The organism is Gordonia sp. ABSL11-1 (assembly GCF_030315685.1).
GTDB lineage: Bacteria > Actinomycetota > Actinomycetes > Mycobacteriales > Mycobacteriaceae > Gordonia.
On the sequence record NZ_JASXSI010000004.1, the window covers coordinates 277,234 to 297,894 of the forward strand.

Below are 20,661 nucleotides of genomic sequence, written 5' to 3' on the forward strand. Positions count from 1 at the left end.
CATACCGACTCTGGTGTCGCAAGCACCTTCGCATCAGCTCATTTCGTGGGTCCGGTCTTCGCGAAGTGCTCGAAGGTGAACCGCGGCCCAGGAGCGAAACGGCCGCCATGCCTGTGAGACACCGGCGATCGAGCGATCGGGACCGTAGAGGTGACTGATCTCGGCATCGAGACGACGCTCGGCACGAGGGAGGATGTCGACGGCGTTGGTGCCGCGGATGAGTATCAGATCGACGGCGAATGGGCCGATGCCGGTGATCGACAGGAGTTGTTCACGCGCAGCCTCTTCCGTCAGAGATCGCAGATGTGGTCCCGTCAGGATGCCTTCGGCCGCCGCGGCGGCGACCGCAGAGAGGTACTCGGCCTTGCGGCCGGGAAGCTCGACCCGGCCATCATCGACCGCATCGACCAACTTGCTCGGTGCGGGGAAGGCTCCGTCGACGCCATGGACAGTGATCAGCTGTCGACGCAGCCGTGCGGCTTCGGGGATGCGGGTGCGCTGCGATAGCACAGCCCAGGCAGCGGCCTCATACGGAGAGTAGAAACCGCAGGGCCGAAACCCGGGAAGCTTCTTCTGCGCCTTTCCAATCACCGGGTCCCGTTCGCCGACGCTCGGCCAGTCGGTTGCATCGACGTCGAGGGAAAGGATGCGGGCGACCTGCCCGGCGGCGGCCTCGAGGTCACCGTTGCCGGACACGGCGATCCGGGCATTCGTTCCCGCTTGAGCGACTGTTGCATCGACGGGAGTCCAGTGGTCTTCAGCGAGGAAGCGCACGTTCAGTGTCCCAACAGCGTCGTCCTCTGGAATTGCATTGGGGGTAAACGACTCCCAGAATCGCTTGCCCGTCTCCAACGACCATGGCCCGGCGACCGCGAGCTCTGTCGCATACCGCATCCGCCGGCTCATGCCTTGGAATGGATGGTGACGACGTAGCCATCAGGGTCGTTGAACGCGAACTGCAACCCGAACGGACCCTCAAACGGCTCTTGCACGATCGGTACGCCCGACGCGGCCAGGCGAGCGTGCAAGGCTGCGGCGTCGGCGTTGTGGAACCAGATACCAATGCCGGCACCGAGTTGGCCGATTGCGTCCAGGTCGATGCCGGGAAACGGATCGCGCACCGCGAATGCCGCCCCGCCGCCACCGGCGAATACCGCCGCTGCGGGGTTGGGGGCCGGTAGGCGCGTCAACCCGATGGTTTCTTCGTAGAAACGAGCCGAGGCCTCGCGGTCACGTACCTGCAACGAGATGAAGTCGGGTCCGGTTGTGGTTGTCGGCATGGCAGACAGTCCCTTCGTGTCGTCCGGTCGTAGTGTCAATATTCTGACACTGCGCGAAGCATGTGTCAAACTATTGACATGACTGAGCTGAGTGACCGAACTGCGTCGGAAGAGCTGGGTGTGCTGATCAAAGAGACACAAGCCGTGCTGAACCAACGCATGGATGAGGTACTGCGTCCTCTCGGTCTGACCGTGCCCCAGTACGCCTGCCTTCAGGCCCTCGCCGACACTCCAGGCATCACCAGCTCCGATCTCGCCCGGCGTGCGTTCGTATCGCGACAGTCGATGAACGTGCTCCTGCAGGGATTGGAGCGACGCAAACTCATCGAGCGCTCCACCGAGCCGGGACCACGGCGCGAACGCACGACGGTCCTGACCACCGATAGCGCGATTCTCGTCAGCCGTGCGCGCCAGGCAGTGGCCGCGATCGCCGAGGTCATGAGCTCGCCTCTGAACGCCCGCGACCTCGCCACTCTCCACAGGCTGCTGAGCACCTGCCGAGACACGCTCCGAGGCGAGGATTCTCGACACTGAGAGACGAACCCCCACCGGGTCGCGTCGCCGCCACGCGGTGGGTCCTCATCCGTATATGGGGATTCCGCAACTCGCACGCGGATCTTCAACCGTTCGACATCTGCGGGCGCATCGGGCATCGGCGGCCGGGCGATCAGCGTGGGCTCACGCACGTGAAAGTGCCTTTTGTAAACGATTCAACACTGACTCATCTTGGGGTTACGCACTATCAGTGAGGCAAGACATCATAAGTAAGCAGGCAACGAAGAGCGAGACGGCCAAACTAATCGTCGAGGTCTGGGCAGACTTCGGCTGTCCGTGGTGCTACATCGCCAAGCACCGACTGCAGACCGCGATCACGCAGCGGGTGGATGGCGAGCGCTTCGTCATCCGGCTCCGGTGTCAACGGTCGCCACGAGCCCATCTAGTCGACCGAGGCGCGCGAGGGGTTGGACTGTCGTGGTGGCGGCGGTGCGGCGGGCCGACCGGCGGCCGGCGGTGGCACCTGACGCGGCGGCGGCCCGGCGGGACGACCCGGCACACCACGCGGCGGCAGCGGACCCCGCGGCGGCAGCGGACCGGGACGTGCACCCGGCGGCGGGAACGGGCCGTTGCGCGGCGGCGGCCCCACGGGTCCCGCAGGTCCGCTCGGCCCACCGGGTCCCGCAGGTCCACCGGGTCCGGCCGGACCGGGGGGGGCCGCAGGCGGCTGCGGCGCGGGTGGACGGTTGGCGGGATTCGGCTGTCCGACAATGGGTGCGGGCACCGCACGTTCGAACGGACGTCCTGGCACCGGTGTCACCATCGACGCGGCCTGCACGGCTCGACGACGCGCGGTGTCGACGTCGTCGGCGGTCGCAGTCACCACACCCATACGGCGGCGATGGAAGCTCTGCGGCTTGCCGAAGAGGCGGATGTCTGTCTCCGGCACCGCAAGTGCGCGGGCCACGTCCTCGAAGCCGATCGCGGGTTCGTCGAGCTGTCCGTAGATGACCGCGGACGCACCCGGCGAGGCCAGGGTGACGTCGACGGGTAGACCGAGGATTGCCCGTGCGTGCATCTCGAACTCCGAGAGCCGTTGTGTGGCAAGGGTGACCAGCCCCGTGTCGTGTGGTCGCGGACTGACCTCGGAGAAGTAGACGTCGTCACCCTTGACGAACAGCTCGACCCCGAAGATGCCGCGACCGCCGAGACGGCCGTCACCGAGCGCGGTCGCGATCCGGGCAGCGATGGACGTTGCCGCGCCGAGGGCGTCGGTGCTCATCTCGTGCGGCTGCCAGCTCTCCACGTAGTCGCCGGACACCTGCTGATGCCCGATGGGGGCACAGAAGTACGACGCGAGGCGCCCGGTCGCCGGATCAACGGCACGCACGGTCAACAGAGTGATCTCGTAGTCGAATTCGATGAATCCCTCGACGATCACACGCTCGCCCTGCACCCGCGCGCCGGTGGTGGCGGTGTCCCAGGCGACCCCGATGTCGGCGGGGGCGCGCAACACGGTCTGCCCCTTGCCCGACGACGACATCACCGGCTTCACGACACACGGGAAGCCGATCTCCTGCACGGCCGCCTCGAGCTCTTCCAGCGACGACGCGAACAGGTACGGCGAGGTGGGCAGGCCGAGTTCCTCGTCGGCGAGGCGCCGGATGCCCTCACGGTTCATCGTCGCGACGACGGCACGCGCGGTCGGGATGACCTCCGCGAGTCCGCGCTCCTCGACCTCCACGAGCGCCTGCGTGGCGATCGCCTCGATCTCCGGCACGACGTAGTGCGGGCGGTGACGGTCGATGAGTCCGAGCACGGCGTCGGCGTCGGTCATGTCGACGACCTCGGCGTGATGGGCGACCTGGTGGCCGGGTGCGTCGGCGTAGCGGTCGACCGCGATCACCTCGACGCCGAGCCGCTGGAACGCGATGATGACCTCTTTGCCGAGCTCACCGGCACCGAGAACCATCACCTTGGTCGCCGTCGGACTCAGCGGGGTGCCGAGCACCGCGGGCGGACCGATCGGCGGTGCTGTGCGGGCCGACTCGACCGGCGCCGGAGCCGCGACGGCGTCGGGGGCGGCCGACGCCGGCGGATCACCGACGGGCGGCACCGACGCCTCGGGAGCGCTGTGGCTGTCTGAGGTCATGCCCAGATCCTACGTGCAGTTCAGCCCATGACCTCGTGGAGATAGCACCATCGCCACACCTCGCCCGGCTCGGCCGAACGCATCACCGGATGGCCGCTCTCTTCGAAATGCGCAGTGGCGTGTCGTCGTGGACTGGAGTCGCAGCAGCCGACGTGTCCGCAGGTCAGGCAGATCCGCAGATGCGCCCAATGATGTTCGCCGAGTTGGGTGCACTCCTCGCACGAACCGAGGTCGCCGACACGGGGATCGGGGTCGGCGGTGACATCGATGCCGAGGGTGCCCAGTTCGGCACACCGGTCGTCCGCGGTGGTCCGGGTCGTCGTCGACTCGGCTTGTTCTGCTGGGGATCGCCGGAACATGCGCATGGCGCCATTATCGCCGATCGCCACCGATCACCGCCGCCGTCGTCGGCGAGATAGGTTTCTCGGGTGAGCGCATCGCTGTTGCTGGTGGCGGTGGTCGCCGTGGTCGTCGCCGCCCTGTGCCGACGGTACGGGTTGTCGGCGCCGTTGATCCTCGTCCTCGTCGGCCTCGGCATCGGATGGATTCCCGGTAGCCCCGAGGTCGAGCTCGATCCCGAGCTCGTGTTGTTCCTGATCCTGCCGCCGCTGTTGTACTCGGCCGCCCAGGAGAGTTCGTATCAGGCCATCCGGGCGAATCGTCGGGCCATCGGGCTGCTGGCCATCGGGTTGCCGTTGTTCTCCACACTGGTCGTCGGACTGGTCGCGTTCTGGACCGTGCCGAATCTCCCCCTCGCGGCCGCGTTGGTGTTGGGAGCGGTGGTGGCCCCTCCGGACGCGGTGTCGGCACAGGCCATCGGTCGGCGCGTGGGACTGCCCCGGCGTCTGATGACGCTGCTCGGTGGCGAGAGCCTGCTGAACGACGCGACCGCGCTCACCGCGTATCGCGTCGCGCTGGCGGCGGTCGTCGGCGCGACGGCCTCGCTGTGGGACGGGTTCGCGACCTTCGCGATCGCCGCCGTCGGCGGTGTGGTCATCGGGCTCGCGGTCGGGTTTGCGGTGTCGTGGCTGCGGCTGTGGCTGACCGATCCGCCGATGGAGACCGCCATCGGCATCCTGGTCCCGTTCGCCACCTATTACGTCGCCGAGCAGGTCCACTCGTCCGGCGTGATCGCCGTCGTCGTCGCCGGACTGTTCCTCGGTCAGCGCTCGGTGCGCCTCGGATACGCCACCCGCCTGCAGGACGACGCCGCCCGCAAGTCGCTCGACGCGATCCTCGAGTCGTTGGTCTTCCTGCTGATCGGCCTGCAGTTGCCGTTCCTCATCCGCGGGCTGAGCGGGGAGTCGTGGGCGCAGGTGGCCGTGGACGCCGCGGTCGTGCTGGCCGCCACGATGGTCGCGCGCTTCCTGTGGGTCTACCCGGCCACCTACCTCCCGCGCGTCTTCTCCGCGCGGATCCGGGAACGCGAGCCGCTGCCGACGCCGAAGGCGGTGTTCATCGTCGGCTGGGCGGGCATGCGGGGTGTGGTCTCGTTGGCGGCCGCGTTCGCCATCCCGCTCGGCACCGATGCCGGGGAGCCGTTCCCGGCGCGCGCCGAGATCCTGTTCCTCACGTTCGTCGTGGTCGTCGGCACGCTGCTCATCCAGGGCACCACGCTCGGCTGGATGATCCGGCGGCTCGGGGTGGCCGGCGACGACGCGGAGAAGGATCGGCTCGCGTTGGCCGGCGCACAGGATCGGGCGTCACGTGAGTCCGAGCGTCGTCTCGACGAGATCGCCGCCGACCTCGCCGACGACGACCCACGACGCCACCAGGTGACGATGCTCCGCAAGTGGGTGACGACTCAGCGCAACGTCGCCTGGGAGGAACTCGGTCGCGGCCCGGAGGACATCGGCGAGAGTCCGACCGCCGCCGGCAACCGGATGCGCATGGAACTGTTGCAGATCCAACGCTCGGTCTTCATCGACGAACGCGACGCCGGCCGTATCGACGACGAGGTGCTGCGCTCCGCGCTGCGCCGGCTGGACTTCACCGAGGGGCAGATGGATCGACCGCTCGATCCCTGAGGCAGATGTATCGACCACGTTCAGCTCGGTTCAGAGGCACCTTGGTGCGCAGTGTCTTTCAGGGCACCGGCATCGTTCCCGACCATCGCCGCGTACACCACCGTGTCCTCAGTGCGTCCACGCAACGTGGTGGTCTCCTGCCGCTCCCAGCGCTGCGCCTCCCCTGGGCCGGCCGCGTGGACGGCACGTCCGGCGGCGAGCGGTCGGGTCGGATCCCGTTTGGCGAGTTCGGAGAGCCGAGCACTCTCGTTGACCGGGTCACCGATCACCGTGTACTCGAATCGTTCGATGGCCCCGACGTTTCCGGCCACCACCGGTCCGTGACTGACCCCGAGTCCGGCGGAGATGTCGGGGACCTCGTCGGCGAGTCCGTGGGCGATCTGGCGGGCCGTCGCAAGGGCGGCTCCGGCGGGGTCGTCGAGATCGATGGGCGCACCGAAGATCGCGAGCACCGCGTCACCCTCGAACTTGTTGACCAGACCGCCGTGATCCTCGACGGCCGAGACGACCACCGCGAAGAAGCGGTTGAGTATCTCGACGACCTCGGTCGGGCTGCGTCCCGCGGCGAGAGTCGTCGAACCGATCACGTCGACGAACACCACCGCGACGGTCCGTTCGGAGCCGCCGAGTTCCGGATCCCGTTGCAGCGCGGCCTCGGCGACGTCGCGACCGACGTGCCGGCCGAAGAGATCACGCATCCGGTCGCGGTCCCGCAACCCGGACACCATGCCGTTGAACCCCACCTGGAGGTCGCCGAGCTCGGTGCCGTCGTAGACGACGAGGTCCACGTCGGAGATCTCGCCCCGCTGAACACGATTCATCGCGTTGCGGACGCTGCGGATGGGTGCGGTGACGCTGATACTGGTCAGCACGGTCAGGAGCAGCCCGGTCGACAGGGCGACGACCGCCAGGACCGTGACGCCGACGAACAGGTCGATCTTCGACGTATCGTCGCGGAAGGCACCGAAGAACACCACGAGCAGGATGCCGATGATGGGGATCGCCGAGCCGACCATCCACGAGACGATCGACCGCGACCGTACGCCACTTCGCTTGCGGCGCCGGTATCCCGCGGTGATGACCTCGGCAGCGACCGGGCGTAACGCGATCTCGATCAGCAGATAGGACACTGCCACCACGACGAAACCGCTCAGCCCGGCGACGAAGAACATCTTCGGGATCAGGTTGGGATCGAGGACGCCGTACATGATGGTGAACATGATCGTTGCGACGCCCCAGAGCACGCCCTGGATCAGGACCAGTTGCCAGGGCGCACGATTGGCGCGCCGGGCGTCCTTGGCGGTGGGTCGCTGATCGCGGATCGCCCACCGCAGATCGCGTACCACGACGACGGTGCCGAGTGTGGTGCCGACGACGAAGGCCACCACGACGTACACCGGGACGACGATGAAGTTGATCCACCACAGTCGCGACTGGAACACCGTCGGCTCCGGAATCCCCACTGCCGACAACGAGATCGCCAGGGCCGCACCGATCAGGTTGGCGACGACGATGAAGACTGTCAGCAGCGTCTGAATGCGGACCCGCTGTCGTGTCCCCCCTTCCGACGCCGAGCCGAGAAGGATCGACCCGTAATCACGGCTTCCCCGTGCCATCGCCGTCCCCCCTCGACATCGTCGCGGTTACACGATCTCCCGGCGGACGATGGTCTGTTCGCGGCCCGGACCGACACCGATGCACGAGATGTGCGCGCCGGCAAGCTTTTCGAGCCGCAGGATGTAGTCCTGCGCGTTCTTCGGCAGATCCTCGAAGCGGGTGCACCGGGAGATGTCCTCCCACCACCCGGGCATCTCTTCGTAGATCGGCTTCGCGTGGTGGAAGTCGGTCTGGGTCATCGGCATGTCGTCGACGCGCTCGCCGTCGATCTCGTAGGCGACGCAGATCGGCACGGTGTCCAGACTGGACAGCACGTCGAGCTTGGTGAGGAAGTAGTCTGTGATGCCGTTGACGCGGGTCGCGTATCGCGCGATGACGGCGTCGAACCAACCGCAGCGACGCGCACGGCCGGTGGTCACGCCGACCTCGCCGCCCGTCTTGGCGAGGTAGGCGCCCCACTCGTCGAACAGTTCGGTCGGGAACGGCCCCGAGCCGACGCGCGTGGTGTAGGCCTTCAGGATGCCCAGGACGGTGGTGATCTTGTTGGGGCCGATACCGGAGCCGACGGCCGCGCCACCCGATGTCGGGTTCGACGACGTCACGTACGGATAGGTGCCGTGGTCGACGTCGAGGAGCGTGCCCTGCGATCCTTCGAGCAGGACGGTCTCCCCGCGTTCGAGGGCCTGGTTGAGCAGGAGCCGGGTGTCGGCGATGCGATGTTTGAACCCCTCGGCCTGGGTGAGCACCTCGTCGACGACCTGTGCGGGGTCGAGGGCCCGGCGGTTGTAGATCTTGACCAGGATCTGGTTCTTCAGCTCGAGGGCCGCCTCGACCTTCTGCGCGAGGATCTTCTCGTCGAGGACGTCGGCGGCGCGGACCCCGACGCGCGCGATCTTGTCCTGGTAGCACGGCCCGATGCCGCGGCCGGTGGTGCCGATCTTCTTGTTGCCCAGGAAGCGTTCGGTGACCTTGTCGATGGCGACGTGATACGGCATGAGCAGGTGGGCGTCGGCCGAGATGAGCAGGCCGGTGGTGTCGACGTCACGGTCCTCGAGCCCGCCGAGTTCGGTGAGCAGCACGCCCGGGTCGACGACGACCCCGTTGCCGATGACGTTGTTGACGCCGGGCGTCAGGATTCCGGACGGGATCAGGTGCAGGGCGAAGGTCTCACCGTTCGGCAGCACCACGGTGTGACCCGCGTTGTTACCCCCCTGGTAGCGGACAACCCACTGCAACTTCCCTCCGAGGAGGTCGGTCGCCTTGCCCTTGCCCTCGTCACCCCACTGGGCGCCGATCAGCACGATCGCGGCCATGGTCGGTTACTCCTTTGAGTTGGCACGCTGAACAACAGGCCAACCCTACTTGTTCCGGCCGCTCGATACGCTATCCACGTGCCGTTTGCGCTGATCTCACAGGACTCCCGCTCCGACGACAAGAAGGCGATCCGCGCGTCGGTGGCCGATGCGTTGTCGGACCCGGACCTCACCCGGCTCCTCGTCGAGCCCCGCGTCTCCGAACGGGTCGCACCCAGCCTCGCCGACGAGTCGGACCTGTACCTCGCCCACGTCCTGGCCGCACTGATGGTGACCGAACGCCTCGGCGTCGAGGTCGCGTATGTGCCCGCGGAGGCGACGCAGGCGACGAAGCGGTACGGACTCCCCCACGGTCCGTCGGCACGCGAGCTCGCCGAGCACGGCCACGCCTCGCCGGTGCCGTTGATCCGCGACGACGCGGCGACCGTCCTCGTCGGGCGGGCCCGCCACCTCGGGGCCGAGGGCGCCAAGCTGCACGGCGAGACCTACGTCGACAGCGAACGTCTCTTCACCGGTGAGGTCGGGTCGATCCGCATCGAACCGACTCCCGAGGAACCCGGACTGCGCGCCCAGGTGGAACGCCTGCTGCTGCCCGGTCGTTGGCTACACGGCCGGGCCGCACAGACCGGCGGGACCAACATCGTCGTCGAACGGGAGGGTGTCGTGACCACCCGCGTACTCAAACGCTCCACCTTCTACCGGCATGACACCGATCTGCTGCTGGTGCGGCGATGACCGCGACACCGCTGCGCCCGTCGACGCGGGAGATCCTGCGCGCGATCCGGCCGGGACCGCTGTTCCTCGGTCTCGTCGCCGCCGCCGTCGTCGGCGGGTGGATCGTGGCCGGTTCGGAGCCGGGTCGCAACCTCGAATCCGTCGGCGGCACGCTGTTGCTCGTGCTCGCCGGCTGGGTGATCTCGCTGTGCCTGCACGAGTTCGCACACGCCGTCACGGCGTTCCGATTCGGTGACCGCAATGCGGAGCTGCGCGGGTATCTCACACTGAATCCGTTGCGCTACACCCACCCCGGACTGTCTATCGGCCTACCTCTGCTCATCATCCTGTTGGGCGGCATCGGTTTTCCCGGCGGCGCCGTGTACGTCGACCAGCACGGGTTCACCCGCGCTCAGCGCACCATCGTGTCGCTGGCGGGGCCGTTCACCAATGCCGTTCTCGCCGCGATCCTGTTGGCGGTCGTGCGGTTCGCATCGCCGGAGTCGTTCGGAGCACAGCAGGGGTGGGGCGGCGTCCTCTACGTCTCCGACGGATTCAATCTGTGGGCCGCGCTGTCGATGCTGGCGTTCCTCCAGATCACCGCGGCCGTGCTGAACCTCCTGCCGGTGCCCGGCTTCGACGGCTACGGCGCGATCGAGCCGTACCTGTCCGACAAGACACGGTTCTCGATGGAGAAGATCGCACCGTACGGATTCCTGATCGTGTTCGCGCTGTTGTTCATCCCGTTCCTCAACCGCGCCTTCTTCGATCTCGTGTACTGGCTCTTCGGTCTGTCCGGTGTGACGAGTGCTCTCGCGTCCTACGGATGGGACCTGTTCGTCTTCTGGCGATAGAGCACGGCGACCGACTCCGGCAGTTCGCCGTCACGTTCGGTGACCGGCTCGTCGTAGACCAGGCGGGTCGGGATGTGCCCGGTCCACCCGGCGGTGTCGTCGGCGGAACCGGGACCACCGGCCCGCACCTTCACCAGCCATCCGCCATCGGCGATGGGCACTGCCAGGATCGCGGTGGCCGACAACTCCTTTGGCGTGTGGTCGCGGACCTCGGCGCTGCGCCCGGGAAGGATCGCGTCGGAGAAGACGCCGAGTGCGCGACGCGCGTCGTCGGCGACGACTGGTTCGAGCGTCCCGCGGACGACAGCCGACCGATAGTTCACCGAGTGGTCGAACAGCGTGTCGGCCACGACAAGTCCGTCGACGACGAAGGCCGTGAAGGTGACGGGTGCGCCGGCCGCGACATGGCGGAGCGCACCCGCGCCGGATGAGCCGTGGACGAGGAGGCGATCACCGTCGCGCGCGGCGAGCATCGGCACCGACCACGGCAGTCCGTCGTCGGTGACCGTCGACAACACACCCACCTGGGCCTCGTCGAGGACCTCGTCGAGCAGGGCGCGGTCACCGGCCCGTTCGGGTTTGCGGGTGAGTGCGGAGAGGTCGTCTGCGGGCATGATTGCCAGCATGGCGTCCCGCCGTGCGGCGCACCACCGGGTTTCGATGCGTTTCCCGCAGCCACCCGCTGTTCAGAACATCTCCACGGTTGCGAACCACGGTGATGTTCCGGAGTCGGGTGGCTGTCGCGAGCGGAGTGATGATCGCGCGCGATCACCGCGGAGGATTTTGCGTCACCACTGCAGTTCGTCGCGGCAGCGGCGTTGCACGTCGTGCGGGTCGACCTGGATGGTGGCGTGTTCCAGACCGTGGCGGGCCATCACCGCCTGCGCTGCGGTGAGGACGTCCTGGTTGAGGCCGTCACTGTCGAGGTGCACGGTCGCCACGTCCATTCCGGTCGTCAGCGACCACACGTGCAGGTCGTGCACGTCGTCGACGGCGGGGATCGCCGCCAGCTCGGTGCGCAGCGCGTCGACGTCGATGTGTGCGGGCGCTTGCTGATTGAGGATGCGGAGCGCGTCGAGGGCGAGGCGGACGGCCCGGGGCACCACCCACAGCGCGATGAGCACGGCGACGACGATGTCGGCGTACCCCCACCCGGTGGTGAGTGCGACGATGCCGGCGGTCAGGACGCCGACACTGCCCACCGCGTCCGCGAGCACCTCGAGGTAGGCGCCACGCACCGCGATCGAGCCCTGGGCGTCGGACCGGAGCAGCAGCATCACCGCAAGGTTCACCAGCAGACCGATCAGTGCGACGACGATCAGGGTGAGACCGGGGACCTCCGGGTCGGTGCCGATCCGACGGATCGCCTCGTACAGGACGAAGACCGCGACGCCGATGAGCAGGACGGCGTTGGCGACCGCGGTGAACACCTCGGCGCGGTGCCATCCGAAGCTCCGGTCGTCGGTGGCCGAGCCGTGCCTGGCCAGCAGCAGCGCGATGAGACCCATCACCAGCGCGGCGACGTCGGTGAGCATGTGGCCGGCGTCGGCGATCAGCGCCAGCGAGTTGACGAGGATGCCGGTCACCAGCTCGACGACGAAATACCCGCCGATGATCGCGACGGCGACAGCCATCGGCCAGATGCGGCGATTCGACACCGATCCGGCCGGTGGCGAGTGCGTGTGCGAATGTGAGTGACCCATGTGCCGCCAATATATGCGTGTTTTCGCATATATGACAAGGGTGGTGGGAAGTTGCGGCGATGGAGGTCCCGACGGTCAGCGCAAGGTGGCCGCCGCCGACGACCGGCGCAGCCCGGCGATCATCAGCATGTCGATGAGCAGCGACCGAAGCTCGGCGAGGACGGCGGTCTCCGACAGCGTGCTGTGCGAGACGAGTTCGGGTTTGGCCTTGCGCGCGACGGTCCGCAGGGCCCGCGCGGCGTCCGCCTGGTCGGGTTCCTCCCCCGGTTTGGCGATCATCATCTCCCGCAGCACCTCGAAGACCTCACCGATCTCGGCGATGATGTCGACGAGTTCCGGATCGAGGGGTTCGCCGCGCTGGGTCATGCCCAGGGCACGCCGCGCGATCACCCGGAAGTTGCGGACGGCGTTGTCGATCGGATCGGCCGTCGCGGAGATCCGTTCCAGCCGTTCGCGCGAACCCCAGTAGAGCGGCGAGATCGTGCTGACCTCCTGCCCGCCCCGCATGTCGGCTCGCATGGTGTTGATGGCCTCCTGGGTGCCGCGCGCGGAGGTGAGTGCGGCGAGGACCTCGTCCTCGTCCATCGCACGCAGGCCGGCGGAGAGTCGTCGGGCGGCATCGCGCAACGTGGCGAGCACACCGGCGGCGTCGCGTCGTGCCCGATGCGCCGGGTTCACCGGGAACAGTGCACCGACCAGGATGCCGATCAGCCCGCCGATCAGCGCGTCGATCGCCCGGTGGAAGCCACCGACGCCGCCCGGCGGCAGCAGGGTCGCGACGAGTGCCGCCGACGACGCGGCCTGCATCGGGATCAGCGGGCCGTCGTCCAGGAAGACGGCGATACTCATCGCGAGCGCGACGACGATGACGATCTGCCACGTCCCGGAACCGATGACCGAGATGAGGAGGTCGCCGACCAGGATGCCGATCGCGACGCCGGCGACCAGCTCGACGGTGCGGCGCCAGCGTTTGCCGAGCGACAATCCGAGGGAGATGACTGCGGCGATCGGCGCGAAGAACGGCTGCGGATGACCGAACACGTGGACCGCGACCCACCACGCCACGCCCGCGGCCAGGGAGCACTGGGCGATCGGGACCAGCGACAGCCACAGGCGGCGGACCCGTCGCCGCACGGGCGGCGGCAACGAGTTGAGTCGTCGACGCAGCCAGTCGGTCAAGCCAGTCCGAGGTGCTGGGCCGCTGCCGGATCGCTGTCGTTGAGGAGGTCGAGGCAGCGCAGGTACTCGTCTTCCTCACCGATGTACTTTGCCGCGCGGGCGAGCGCTCCGACACAGCGCAGGAAGCCCTGGTTGGGCTCGTGGGACCACGGCACCGGACCGAATCCCTTCCAGCCGTGACGTCGTAGTTGATCCAGTCCGCGGTGGTAACCGGTACGTGCGTAGGCGTAGGCGCCGATCACCTTGGCGATGTCGGCGCCGTCGTCGGCGCCGGCGAGCGCGGCGTCGGCCAGATGGGCCCACGCGATCGACGCAGTGGGGTGCGCGGCGGCCGTGGCGGCCGGGTCGGCACCGTTGAGAAGGTCCGATTCGGCCTCGTCGTCACCTGTGAGCAGTACCGGCTGCGGTCCGAGAAGGTCTCCGAAAGAAGTCACGCCTCCATTCAAGCATCAGCGACACCGATTCCCCGCCCACCGAGTGCTGGATCCCGAGAGCATTCGCTAGGGTGAATGGCGCGGTCGGCCACGACTCGACCAACGCGGCGACCCCGCACGGGGACAGGGGACGCCGGAACACATCTACTTCGGAGAAGGCGGGGTGTATACGACGATGCCTCCATCACGGGACGACAAGGACTCATTGATCGGTCGCGCCCTCTCCGCGTGGCGCAATCGCGGTAACGACCAGGCGGGTCAGGGCGGCCGCAGGGGCCCGGATGATTCCTGGGTGGAGAGCACGAAGGGCGACGACGCAGCGGTGACCGATTCGACGAACGCAGATGGTGTGACGGATTCGACCGACGAGAAGAAGAGCGTCGACGCAACCGACGTCGGCGCCGACTCCGCTTCCGAGAGAACTGCTGAGCGCACGGGTGCCCCGGAGGGCGCAGCCGACCCGGAGACCGAATCGGCGGACGCCGGATCGATCGCCGGCGGATCGACCGATGACGCATCCGCGGACGACGCCGTCGAGAGCTCATTCTCGGAAGACTCCGCCGAGGATGCAACCGACGAGACCGCCGCGACTGTCGCCGACGATGCCGCCGGGGAGTCCGACGAAGAGACCGAGGCCGAAGCCGACGAGATCGATGCCGACGAGACCGATGCCGACGAGCCTGTCGCGAGCGAGACCGACGACGGTGAGACCGCCGACAACGAGAGTTCGGACGGCGACCCTTCGGACAGCGACCCTGCCGAGAGCGACACTGCTGTTGTCGAACCCGCGGCCGGTGAGTCTGCCGACCCAGGCGTCGGCGATGCGGACGACAAATCCTCGGAGTCGGCGGATACAGCGTCGACGGATACCGAATCGACGGATACCGAATCGACGGATACAGCGTCGACGGATACCGAATCGACCGAGGCAGAAACCGAGTCCGAGTCCGCATCTCCGGCCGACGAGACTCCCGACTCAGACACCGCGGACCCCGAAACCGACGAATCCCCGGACGAATCCGACGCCCCGGACACCACCCCGGCCCCCGCACCTGCCGTGCGACCGAAAGCCAAGGGGGGCCGGGGAATCGACTCCGCCACCAAGGTGATCCGGCGCGAGGACCTGCCCGACATCACCGAGCTCGAGGATCTCGACAGCATCGACGCCGTCGACGCCTCGACGACCGAGACCACCGACGACACCGACTCCGCGAAGAGCGCGACCCCCGCGGCCACGAAGTCGGGCATCGGACCGAGCGACTCCGCGACGACGGTCATCCGTCGCGACGATCTCCCCGACTCCGCCGACCTCGACGACCTGTCCGAGATCGACGCCGTCGACGACACCGCTACCGACGACACCTCCGCCGACGACACCGCGCCGGTCCCGACGACAGGGAAGTCGTCCCCGACGGACGATGACGCGGACGGCGACGCCGGCACCACCGCGGCGTTCCCGGCCGCCACCGACCCTTCGGCCGACCCGGACGACGACACCTCCACACGGCCCGTCACGAAGCCCACCCCCGCGGCAGCAGGGGCGGCTGCAGCCGCTGCCGCAGGTGCGGCGTCGTCGGCGCCCGCGGATGCCAAGACCTCCGCGTCCCAGGGCTGGTCGACGAGCGCCCACAAGCCCGAGGTGATTCCCGGCAAGGGCAAGGGAGACGGCCGGGACAAGACCACCACGTCCACAGCGAAGTCCGCCGAGTCACGTGGCCGCAAGCGCTGGCCGCTGTTGGTCGGGGCCGCCGTGGTCATCGTCATCGCCGCGGCCGCAGCGGTGTTCGCCTACCTCAACCTGCGTCCGCCTGCACCCGCCGACGAGGCCGCCGACGCCGCCGAGAAGTTCTCGACCGCGCTCTACGAGGGGGACCTCGAGACCCTCAGGACGGTGACCTGCGGCGAGCGCAACCAGTTCTACGCGTCGATCAGCGACTCCGACTTCCAGAAGATCTACGACGGTCAGCGGGCCCGCAACGAACTCGTCCAGGTGAGCGAGGTGACGGCCGTCAAGGTCACCGACGACGGCCGTCAGGCGGTCGTCGAGGTCAACGCCGTACACAGCGGACGGCCCGACGATCCGCAGATCGTCACCATCAACCTGCAGAAGTCCGGTGACGATTGGAAGGTGTGCACGCCGCAGTGACCGGCAACGGACCCACGACCCGCCTGCCACACCACGACACCTGGGTGCACCACCACACCCCGACCTCGCCACCCCGGCCCGCCCCGGACGCACCACCGACGACTCCCCAGGTCCTGTTCGAGCCACCGACCAGGCCGCTGCACATCCGACGCAAGGCCGCCCGCCCGGCCATGCCCACGCGGCCGCCGCGTCGTCGGATCGACCTCCCGGTCGTCCTGGCCGCGCTCGTGATGCTCGCGCTCGCCGTCGGTGTCATCGTCGGCCTCGTGACGCTCTGATCACCCCCGAAACGCCGACAGCGCCCGGCGGACCGGGCGCTGTCGGCGGGAGTTCGGGTGACGCGAGTCGTCAGGCGCTGATGGACTTGCCGTTCGACTTCAGGTCATTGCATGCCTCGACGACACGCTCGGACATCGACGCCTCGGCCTTCTTCGACCAGCTGCGCGGGTCGTAGACCTTCTTGTTGCCGACGTCGCCGTCGATCTTCAGCACACCGTCGTAGTTGCTCAGCATGTGGCCGGCGACCGGACGGGTGTACGCGTACTGGGTGTCGGTATCGACGTTCATCTTCACGACGCCGTAGCTCAGGGCTTCCTCGATCTCGCTCTTCAGCGATCCGGAACCGCCGTGGAACACGAAGTCGAACGGCTTGCTGCCGTCGGCCAGGCCGAGCTTCTTGACCGCGACCTCCTGGCCGGTGTTGAGCACATCGGGACGCAGCTTCACGTTGCCCGGCTTGTAGACACCGTGGACGTTGCCGAAGGTGGCGGCCAGCAGGTACCGGTTGCCGGAGTCGCTCGCGCCGAGTGCCTCGAGGGTCTTCTCGAAGTCCTCCGGGGTGGTGAACAACTTGTCGTTGATCTCGTTCTCGACGCCGTCCTCCTCACCGCCGACGACACCGATCTCGATCTCCAGGATGATCTTCGCCGAACCGGCCTTGGCCAGCAGATCCTTCGCGATCTCGAGGTTCTCGTCGAGCGGCACGGCACTGCCGTCCCACATGTGCGACTGGAACAGCGGATTACGGCCTGCGTCGACGCGCTCCTGCGAGATGGCCAGCAGCGGACGCACGTAGGTGTCCAGCTTGTCCTTCGGGCAGTGGTCGGTGTGCAGGCCGATGGTCACGCCGTAGCGATCGGCAACGACGTGGGCGAACTCGGCCAGTGCGACGGCACCGGTCACCATGTCCTTCACGCCGAGGCCCGAACCGAACTCCGCGCCACCGGTCGAGAACTGGATGATCCCGTCGCTGCCGGCATCAGCGAAACCCTTGATCGCGGCGTTGATCGTCGACGACGAGGTGCAGTTGATCGCGGGGAATGCGTATCCCCCCTTCTTCGCCTTGTCGAACATCTCTGCGTACTGCTCTGGCGTTGCAATGGGCATCGACGAATCCTTCGCACGTAGGGAAATCTCTCGCTGGCGCGAGTTGCCATCGGGTCTCAGTATGGCAGGTACCCGGGTCGCTCGGCGCGCCTGCATCGAGACTCCGACGACGCCGGCCGAGCGCGACCGCAAGACCGTTGTGCCCGATACGATGGCCCTGTGATGGCCACCGACCGATCCATCGATCCGGCCACGACGACCGCCGCGGCCCGGCCACCGAGTCCGACGATCGCGCGGACTCCGGGAAACGCCCTGCGCGGCGGACTCAAGGGACTGGCCGAGACCGTTCCCGGCCGTCGACGACCGTTCGGCGTGACTGAGCGTGGTCGGTGATTCCCAGGTTCCTCCCAGATCAGGAATGCGGTCGACGACAGGAACCCAGGTACGCTAGGACCCCGTGATCGACACCGCGCTTGCCACCACGACCACGAACCTGGCGTTGCTGCCCGGCTTCCTGGATCCCGTCAATCTGCTGAACTCCTTCGGCACATGGGTCCTGGCCGGTCTGCTGCTGGTCGTCTTCATCGAGTCCGGGTTGCTGTTCCCGCTGCTCCCCGGTGACTCCCTGCTGTTCACGGCAGGTCTGATCGTCGCCGCGAAGTCCGCCGAGATCGAGCCGTTCGCCCCGCTGTGGGTGCTGTTGGTGACGATCCCGATCGCCGCGTTCCTCGGTGACCAGGTCGGTTACTGGATCGGCAACCGAGTCGGTTACTCACTGTTCAAACCGGACGCGAAGGTCCTCAAGCAGTCCTACATCGAAGAGGCCCACGAGTTCTTCGAGAAGCACGGCCCGATCACCATCTTCCTGGCGCGGTTCGTCCCCATCGTGCGCACCTACGCACCGCTCGTCGCGGGTGCCGCCAAGATGCGCTACTCGGTCTTCCTGACCTACAACGTCGTCGGCGCGATCGTGTGGGGTGCCGGCGTCACGCTGCTCGGCTACTTCCTCGGCCAGATCGCGTTCATCCGCGACAACGTCGACCTCATCTTCCTGCTGATCGTGTTCCTGTCGGTCATCCCGATCATCAGTGAGATCGGCAAGCGCTACCTGCGCTCGCGCAAGACCTCCTCCGAGCCCCTGCCGGACCCGCAGTCGGCCCTCGACGACGAGGCTCGCTCCGACGCCCCGACGACTGATCCTTCCCAGCGGCCCAACTGACTGGTCTGAACGCACCCTGCTGACAGCGGTTGCGATCCGTTCCGCCATCCGGAGTGGATCGCAACGGCTGTTTCGTCAGAGCTGTCGGGACACCGCTGTCGCCACATGGTCCGCGCGAGTCGTGATGTCCGTCCACGTGAAGTTCAGTGTCGTCCACCCCGCGGCAATCCACGCGTTCCGCTTCGTCCGGTCACGCTGAAACGTCTTCGCATCGCGATGGAAGGCGAACCCGTCGATCTCGACGATGAGCGTCGACTCCTCGAAGACGAAGTCCGCTTGATGCCCGCACACCTCGTGATTCGCCTTCCACCCGTCGATTCCGCGGCTTCGGAAGATCTCCGTCGTGACCCGCTCCGCCTGGCTGCGTGCCCCCGATTCCATTGCTGCAAGAAGACGACGTGCCTCGCCCGAGCCGATCCGGCCCGGATACCGCGTATGAGCATCGGACAAGTCGTCAAGCGTGACATGTTCGAGAAGCAGGGCGTTGTCCATGACGGAGGTGCCGACGTCGATCGTGGCTTCGAGCACCGTCAATGCAGGCGTGGTCACGCGCAGTCCGTCCACCACGGTGATGTCCCGCTGGTCGAGAGTCCGGTGACGGACTCTGGTTCCGGGCGTGCTCCGGAGGTGGCGGCCCTTGGCGCTCGTCGTCACCGTGATCTGGCTCGGGAAGTCGGTCACCAGTTTCGTCCACCACGCCGCGGTCCCGTCGCTCAGGACAGCGGTGCGGCCCACCGCGAGCGTGGCCTCGCGGACCCGCGCCCGCAGGCTGCGGGGATGATCCGCTGCGCGATAGACGCCCGCGACGACCCTGAGCCACTCCCCGGATGCGACGCGGCGCAAGATCCCCGACAGGCTCACCCCGAGTTCCTGGGCCTGCCATCGGGCGATCACTCCGTCACGCTCCGCGAGGAAAGGCCGCAATCGATCCGCACCATCCATGCAGATCTGACGCACGGGACCCGCGAGCGGTTCCACCCTCGACAGCGGTTGCGATCCACTCCGCCATCGGGAGTGGATCGCAACCGGTGTTTGTCAGGCGATGCCCCGCCCCGAGATCACGGCGTCGCCGCGTACGCCGCCGCCAGGTCGATCCGCAACCATCCGCCGTTGCTACCCGCCTGATCCAGCGGGTAGCCGGAACGGATGGCCGTACGCCGCAGGATGTCCAGACGCTGAGCGTTGGTGAGTCCGGGAAAACGGCTGCGCAGCAGGGCGGCCGCGGACGGCGGGATGGTGTTCGCCTGCCCGGGATCGATGACGTCGAATCCGTACGTCATCACGGCGCGGTGATCATTGACCGCCTGCTGCGTGGTGAGGTACGGGGTGTCGCGGGCGATGAACTGATCGAGCGGCACACCGACGGCACGCTGCAACTGATCGCGCAGCTGCACGCCGGCCTGATCGATGAGCGCGGCGAAGCCGGGGTCGCTGAGCCGGGCCGACGCGATGTCCATGCCCATGAGTCGGCCACCCATCACGTCGAGCGGGTAGTGCACGCCGAGCACGATCCGCGAGCGGCCTATCTCACCGGCCCGCGCGATGATCTGCGGTCCCAGCTCCGGTAGCCAGTACGCGAGCAGCGCACCCTTCCAGTACGCCATGTTGGTGTGGCCCGACGGATACGATCCGTTGCCCGCCAGCTCGGCGTACAGATGTCCGCCCGGCTTGTCGTACCGCTTGATCGCCTTCGGCGCGACGACGAACGGCCGCGGGTTGTCGTAGATCTCCTTCTCGAGCAGCGTCGTGCCCAGGGGCAGTCCTGCACGGGCGGTGTCGCCGCCGGCCAGGGCGTCGACCTTCGGGAGCTTGCCCGCCGCGAGCAACTGGCGGAAGACCGTGCCCAGGCGGTCGCCGATCGCGTCCGACAACGACACCAGCCGGTCGTCGTAGTTGATCGCGATGGCGTCGCGCTGCTGTGCGGCCGTGGCCGAGTTGTTGATCCGCACCACCTGACTCAGGTTCGACGCGATGACCGGGCGATGCCGGGCACCCAGATCCGAGAAGCCGTCCAGCACAGGCAAGTACGTGCCCGACGGCGGGACATCCGAGGGATACGGGCCGACCAGCTGGGCCGGGCTGAAACCGGCGGGCGCCGTCGTCGGGGCGGCGCCGGCACCTCCACCGGCGGCAACACCCGTCAGGACGACGACGGAGGTCAGGACAGTGATGATCGCAGAGCGCACCCGCAGAGTCGACACG

Annotated in this window: 21 protein-coding genes and 1 pseudogene; 9 read left to right on the forward strand and 13 right to left on the reverse strand. The window is 67.7% G+C overall.

Annotated elements, in window-relative coordinates:
* Positions 1-33 precede the first annotated feature (33 nt).
* On the reverse strand, positions 34-906 hold the full coding sequence (locus tag QSJ19_RS06865; protein WP_286319248.1) for a DNA-3-methyladenine glycosylase family protein: 873 nt from the start codon (positions 904-906) through the stop codon (positions 34-36).
* Entirely contained in the window at positions 903-1,280 is a 378-nt protein-coding gene (locus QSJ19_RS06870; protein ID WP_286319250.1) for a VOC family protein, read from the reverse strand. Before QSJ19_RS06870 ends, QSJ19_RS06865 begins: the two co-directional genes overlap by 4 nt.
* 78 nt (positions 1,281-1,358) lie before the next feature.
* Between QSJ19_RS06870 and QSJ19_RS06875 the strand changes: the two genes are divergently transcribed.
* Together QSJ19_RS06875 and QSJ19_RS26765 are read left to right on the forward strand one after the other, a co-directional pair.
* On the forward strand, positions 1,359-1,814 hold the full coding sequence (locus tag QSJ19_RS06875; RefSeq protein WP_286319252.1) for a MarR family winged helix-turn-helix transcriptional regulator: 456 nt from the start codon (positions 1,359-1,361) through the stop codon (positions 1,812-1,814).
* Positions 1,815-1,869: 55 nt separating this feature from the next.
* Positions 1,870-2,163: pseudogene (locus tag QSJ19_RS26765) on the forward strand (DsbA family protein); the annotation flags it as partial.
* A 54-nt stretch (positions 2,164-2,217) separates the two neighbouring features.
* Here the strand turns inward: QSJ19_RS26765 and purT are convergent.
* Entirely contained in the window at positions 2,218-3,927 is a 1,710-nt protein-coding gene (gene purT / locus QSJ19_RS06880) for a formate-dependent phosphoribosylglycinamide formyltransferase (RefSeq protein WP_286319253.1), read from the reverse strand.
* A gap of 20 nt (positions 3,928-3,947) precedes the next feature.
* Positions 3,948-4,292, reverse strand: coding sequence for a UBP-type zinc finger domain-containing protein (locus QSJ19_RS06885; protein WP_286319254.1), 345 nt, complete (start codon positions 4,290-4,292; stop codon positions 3,948-3,950).
* 63 nt (positions 4,293-4,355) lie between these two features.
* Between QSJ19_RS06885 and QSJ19_RS06890 the strand changes: the two genes are divergently transcribed.
* Positions 4,356-5,954 (forward strand): Na+/H+ antiporter, encoded by a 1,599-nt coding sequence (locus tag QSJ19_RS06890; protein ID WP_286319256.1) that lies wholly within the window; start codon positions 4,356-4,358, stop codon positions 5,952-5,954.
* Between the two features lie 20 nt (positions 5,955-5,974).
* On the opposite strand, the gene QSJ19_RS06895 is transcribed toward QSJ19_RS06890, so the two are convergent.
* Both QSJ19_RS06895 and QSJ19_RS06900 read right to left on the reverse strand, forming a co-directional pair.
* Positions 5,975-7,570 carry an adenylate/guanylate cyclase domain-containing protein gene (locus QSJ19_RS06895; protein ID WP_286319257.1) on the reverse strand — a complete coding sequence of 532 codons (1,596 nt, stop codon included), beginning with the start codon at positions 7,568-7,570 and terminating at the stop codon, positions 5,975-5,977.
* 27 nt (positions 7,571-7,597) lie between these two features.
* Positions 7,598-8,884 (reverse strand): adenylosuccinate synthase, encoded by a 1,287-nt coding sequence (locus QSJ19_RS06900; protein WP_286319258.1) that lies wholly within the window; start codon positions 8,882-8,884, stop codon positions 7,598-7,600.
* Between the two features lie 78 nt (positions 8,885-8,962).
* On the opposite strand from QSJ19_RS06900, the gene QSJ19_RS06905 reads away from it, so the two are divergent.
* On the forward strand, positions 8,963-9,619 hold the full coding sequence (locus QSJ19_RS06905) for a hypothetical protein (RefSeq protein ID WP_286319259.1): 657 nt from the start codon (positions 8,963-8,965) through the stop codon (positions 9,617-9,619).
* Entirely contained in the window at positions 9,616-10,452 is an 837-nt protein-coding gene (locus QSJ19_RS06910) for a site-2 protease family protein (protein WP_286319260.1), read from the forward strand. The genes QSJ19_RS06905 and QSJ19_RS06910 overlap by 4 nt, the downstream gene beginning before the upstream one ends.
* Here the strand turns inward: QSJ19_RS06910 and QSJ19_RS06915 are convergent.
* The 4 genes from QSJ19_RS06915 to QSJ19_RS06930 all read right to left on the reverse strand — a co-directional run bounded on the left by QSJ19_RS06915 (position 10,419) and on the right by QSJ19_RS06930 (position 13,768).
* On the reverse strand, positions 10,419-11,066 hold the full coding sequence (locus QSJ19_RS06915; RefSeq protein ID WP_286319261.1) for a pyridoxamine 5'-phosphate oxidase family protein: 648 nt from the start codon (positions 11,064-11,066) through the stop codon (positions 10,419-10,421). The genes QSJ19_RS06910 and QSJ19_RS06915 overlap by 34 nt on opposite strands.
* A gap of 174 nt (positions 11,067-11,240) precedes the next feature.
* Entirely contained in the window at positions 11,241-12,155 is a 915-nt protein-coding gene (locus tag QSJ19_RS06920) for a cation diffusion facilitator family transporter (RefSeq protein ID WP_286319262.1), read from the reverse strand.
* A gap of 75 nt (positions 12,156-12,230) precedes the next feature.
* Positions 12,231-13,334 (reverse strand): FUSC family protein, encoded by a 1,104-nt coding sequence (locus tag QSJ19_RS06925; RefSeq protein ID WP_286319264.1) that lies wholly within the window; start codon positions 13,332-13,334, stop codon positions 12,231-12,233.
* Positions 13,331-13,768, reverse strand: coding sequence for a DUF3151 domain-containing protein (locus QSJ19_RS06930; protein ID WP_286319265.1), 438 nt, complete (start codon positions 13,766-13,768; stop codon positions 13,331-13,333). The genes QSJ19_RS06925 and QSJ19_RS06930 overlap by 4 nt, the downstream gene beginning before the upstream one ends.
* 292 nt (positions 13,769-14,060) lie before the next feature.
* On the opposite strand from QSJ19_RS06930, the gene QSJ19_RS06935 reads away from it, so the two are divergent.
* Both QSJ19_RS06935 and QSJ19_RS06940 read left to right on the forward strand, forming a co-directional pair.
* Positions 14,061-15,914 (forward strand): Rv0361 family membrane protein, encoded by a 1,854-nt coding sequence (locus tag QSJ19_RS06935; RefSeq protein ID WP_286319267.1) that lies wholly within the window; start codon positions 14,061-14,063, stop codon positions 15,912-15,914.
* Positions 15,911-16,192, forward strand: a complete 282-nt coding sequence (locus QSJ19_RS06940) for a hypothetical protein (protein WP_286319269.1) — start codon at positions 15,911-15,913, stop codon at positions 16,190-16,192. Before QSJ19_RS06935 ends, QSJ19_RS06940 begins: the two co-directional genes overlap by 4 nt.
* Positions 16,193-16,262: 70 nt before the next feature.
* On the opposite strand, the gene fbaA is transcribed toward QSJ19_RS06940, so the two are convergent.
* Positions 16,263-17,300, reverse strand: a complete 1,038-nt coding sequence (gene fbaA / locus QSJ19_RS06945) for a class II fructose-bisphosphate aldolase (protein WP_286319270.1) — start codon at positions 17,298-17,300, stop codon at positions 16,263-16,265.
* A 162-nt stretch (positions 17,301-17,462) separates the two neighbouring features.
* Between fbaA and QSJ19_RS06950 the strand changes: the two genes are divergently transcribed.
* Both QSJ19_RS06950 and QSJ19_RS06955 read left to right on the forward strand, forming a co-directional pair.
* Entirely contained in the window at positions 17,463-17,633 is a 171-nt protein-coding gene (locus tag QSJ19_RS06950) for a hypothetical protein (RefSeq protein ID WP_286319271.1), read from the forward strand.
* Positions 17,634-17,697: 64 nt separating this feature from the next.
* A complete protein-coding gene (locus tag QSJ19_RS06955; protein ID WP_286319272.1) occupies positions 17,698-18,459 on the forward strand; it encodes a VTT domain-containing protein in 762 nt (253 codons plus the stop codon).
* Between the two features lie 75 nt (positions 18,460-18,534).
* Here QSJ19_RS06955 and QSJ19_RS06960 read toward each other — a convergent pair whose 3' ends face one another.
* Both QSJ19_RS06960 and QSJ19_RS06965 read right to left on the reverse strand, forming a co-directional pair.
* Complete coding sequence (locus tag QSJ19_RS06960; RefSeq protein WP_286319273.1) at positions 18,535-19,353, reverse strand: DUF559 domain-containing protein; 819 nt, start codon at positions 19,351-19,353, stop codon at positions 18,535-18,537.
* Positions 19,354-19,517: 164 nt separating this feature from the next.
* Complete coding sequence (locus QSJ19_RS06965) at positions 19,518-20,645, reverse strand: acid phosphatase (protein ID WP_286319275.1); 1,128 nt, start codon at positions 20,643-20,645, stop codon at positions 19,518-19,520.
* Positions 20,646-20,661: the final 16 nt, after the last annotated feature.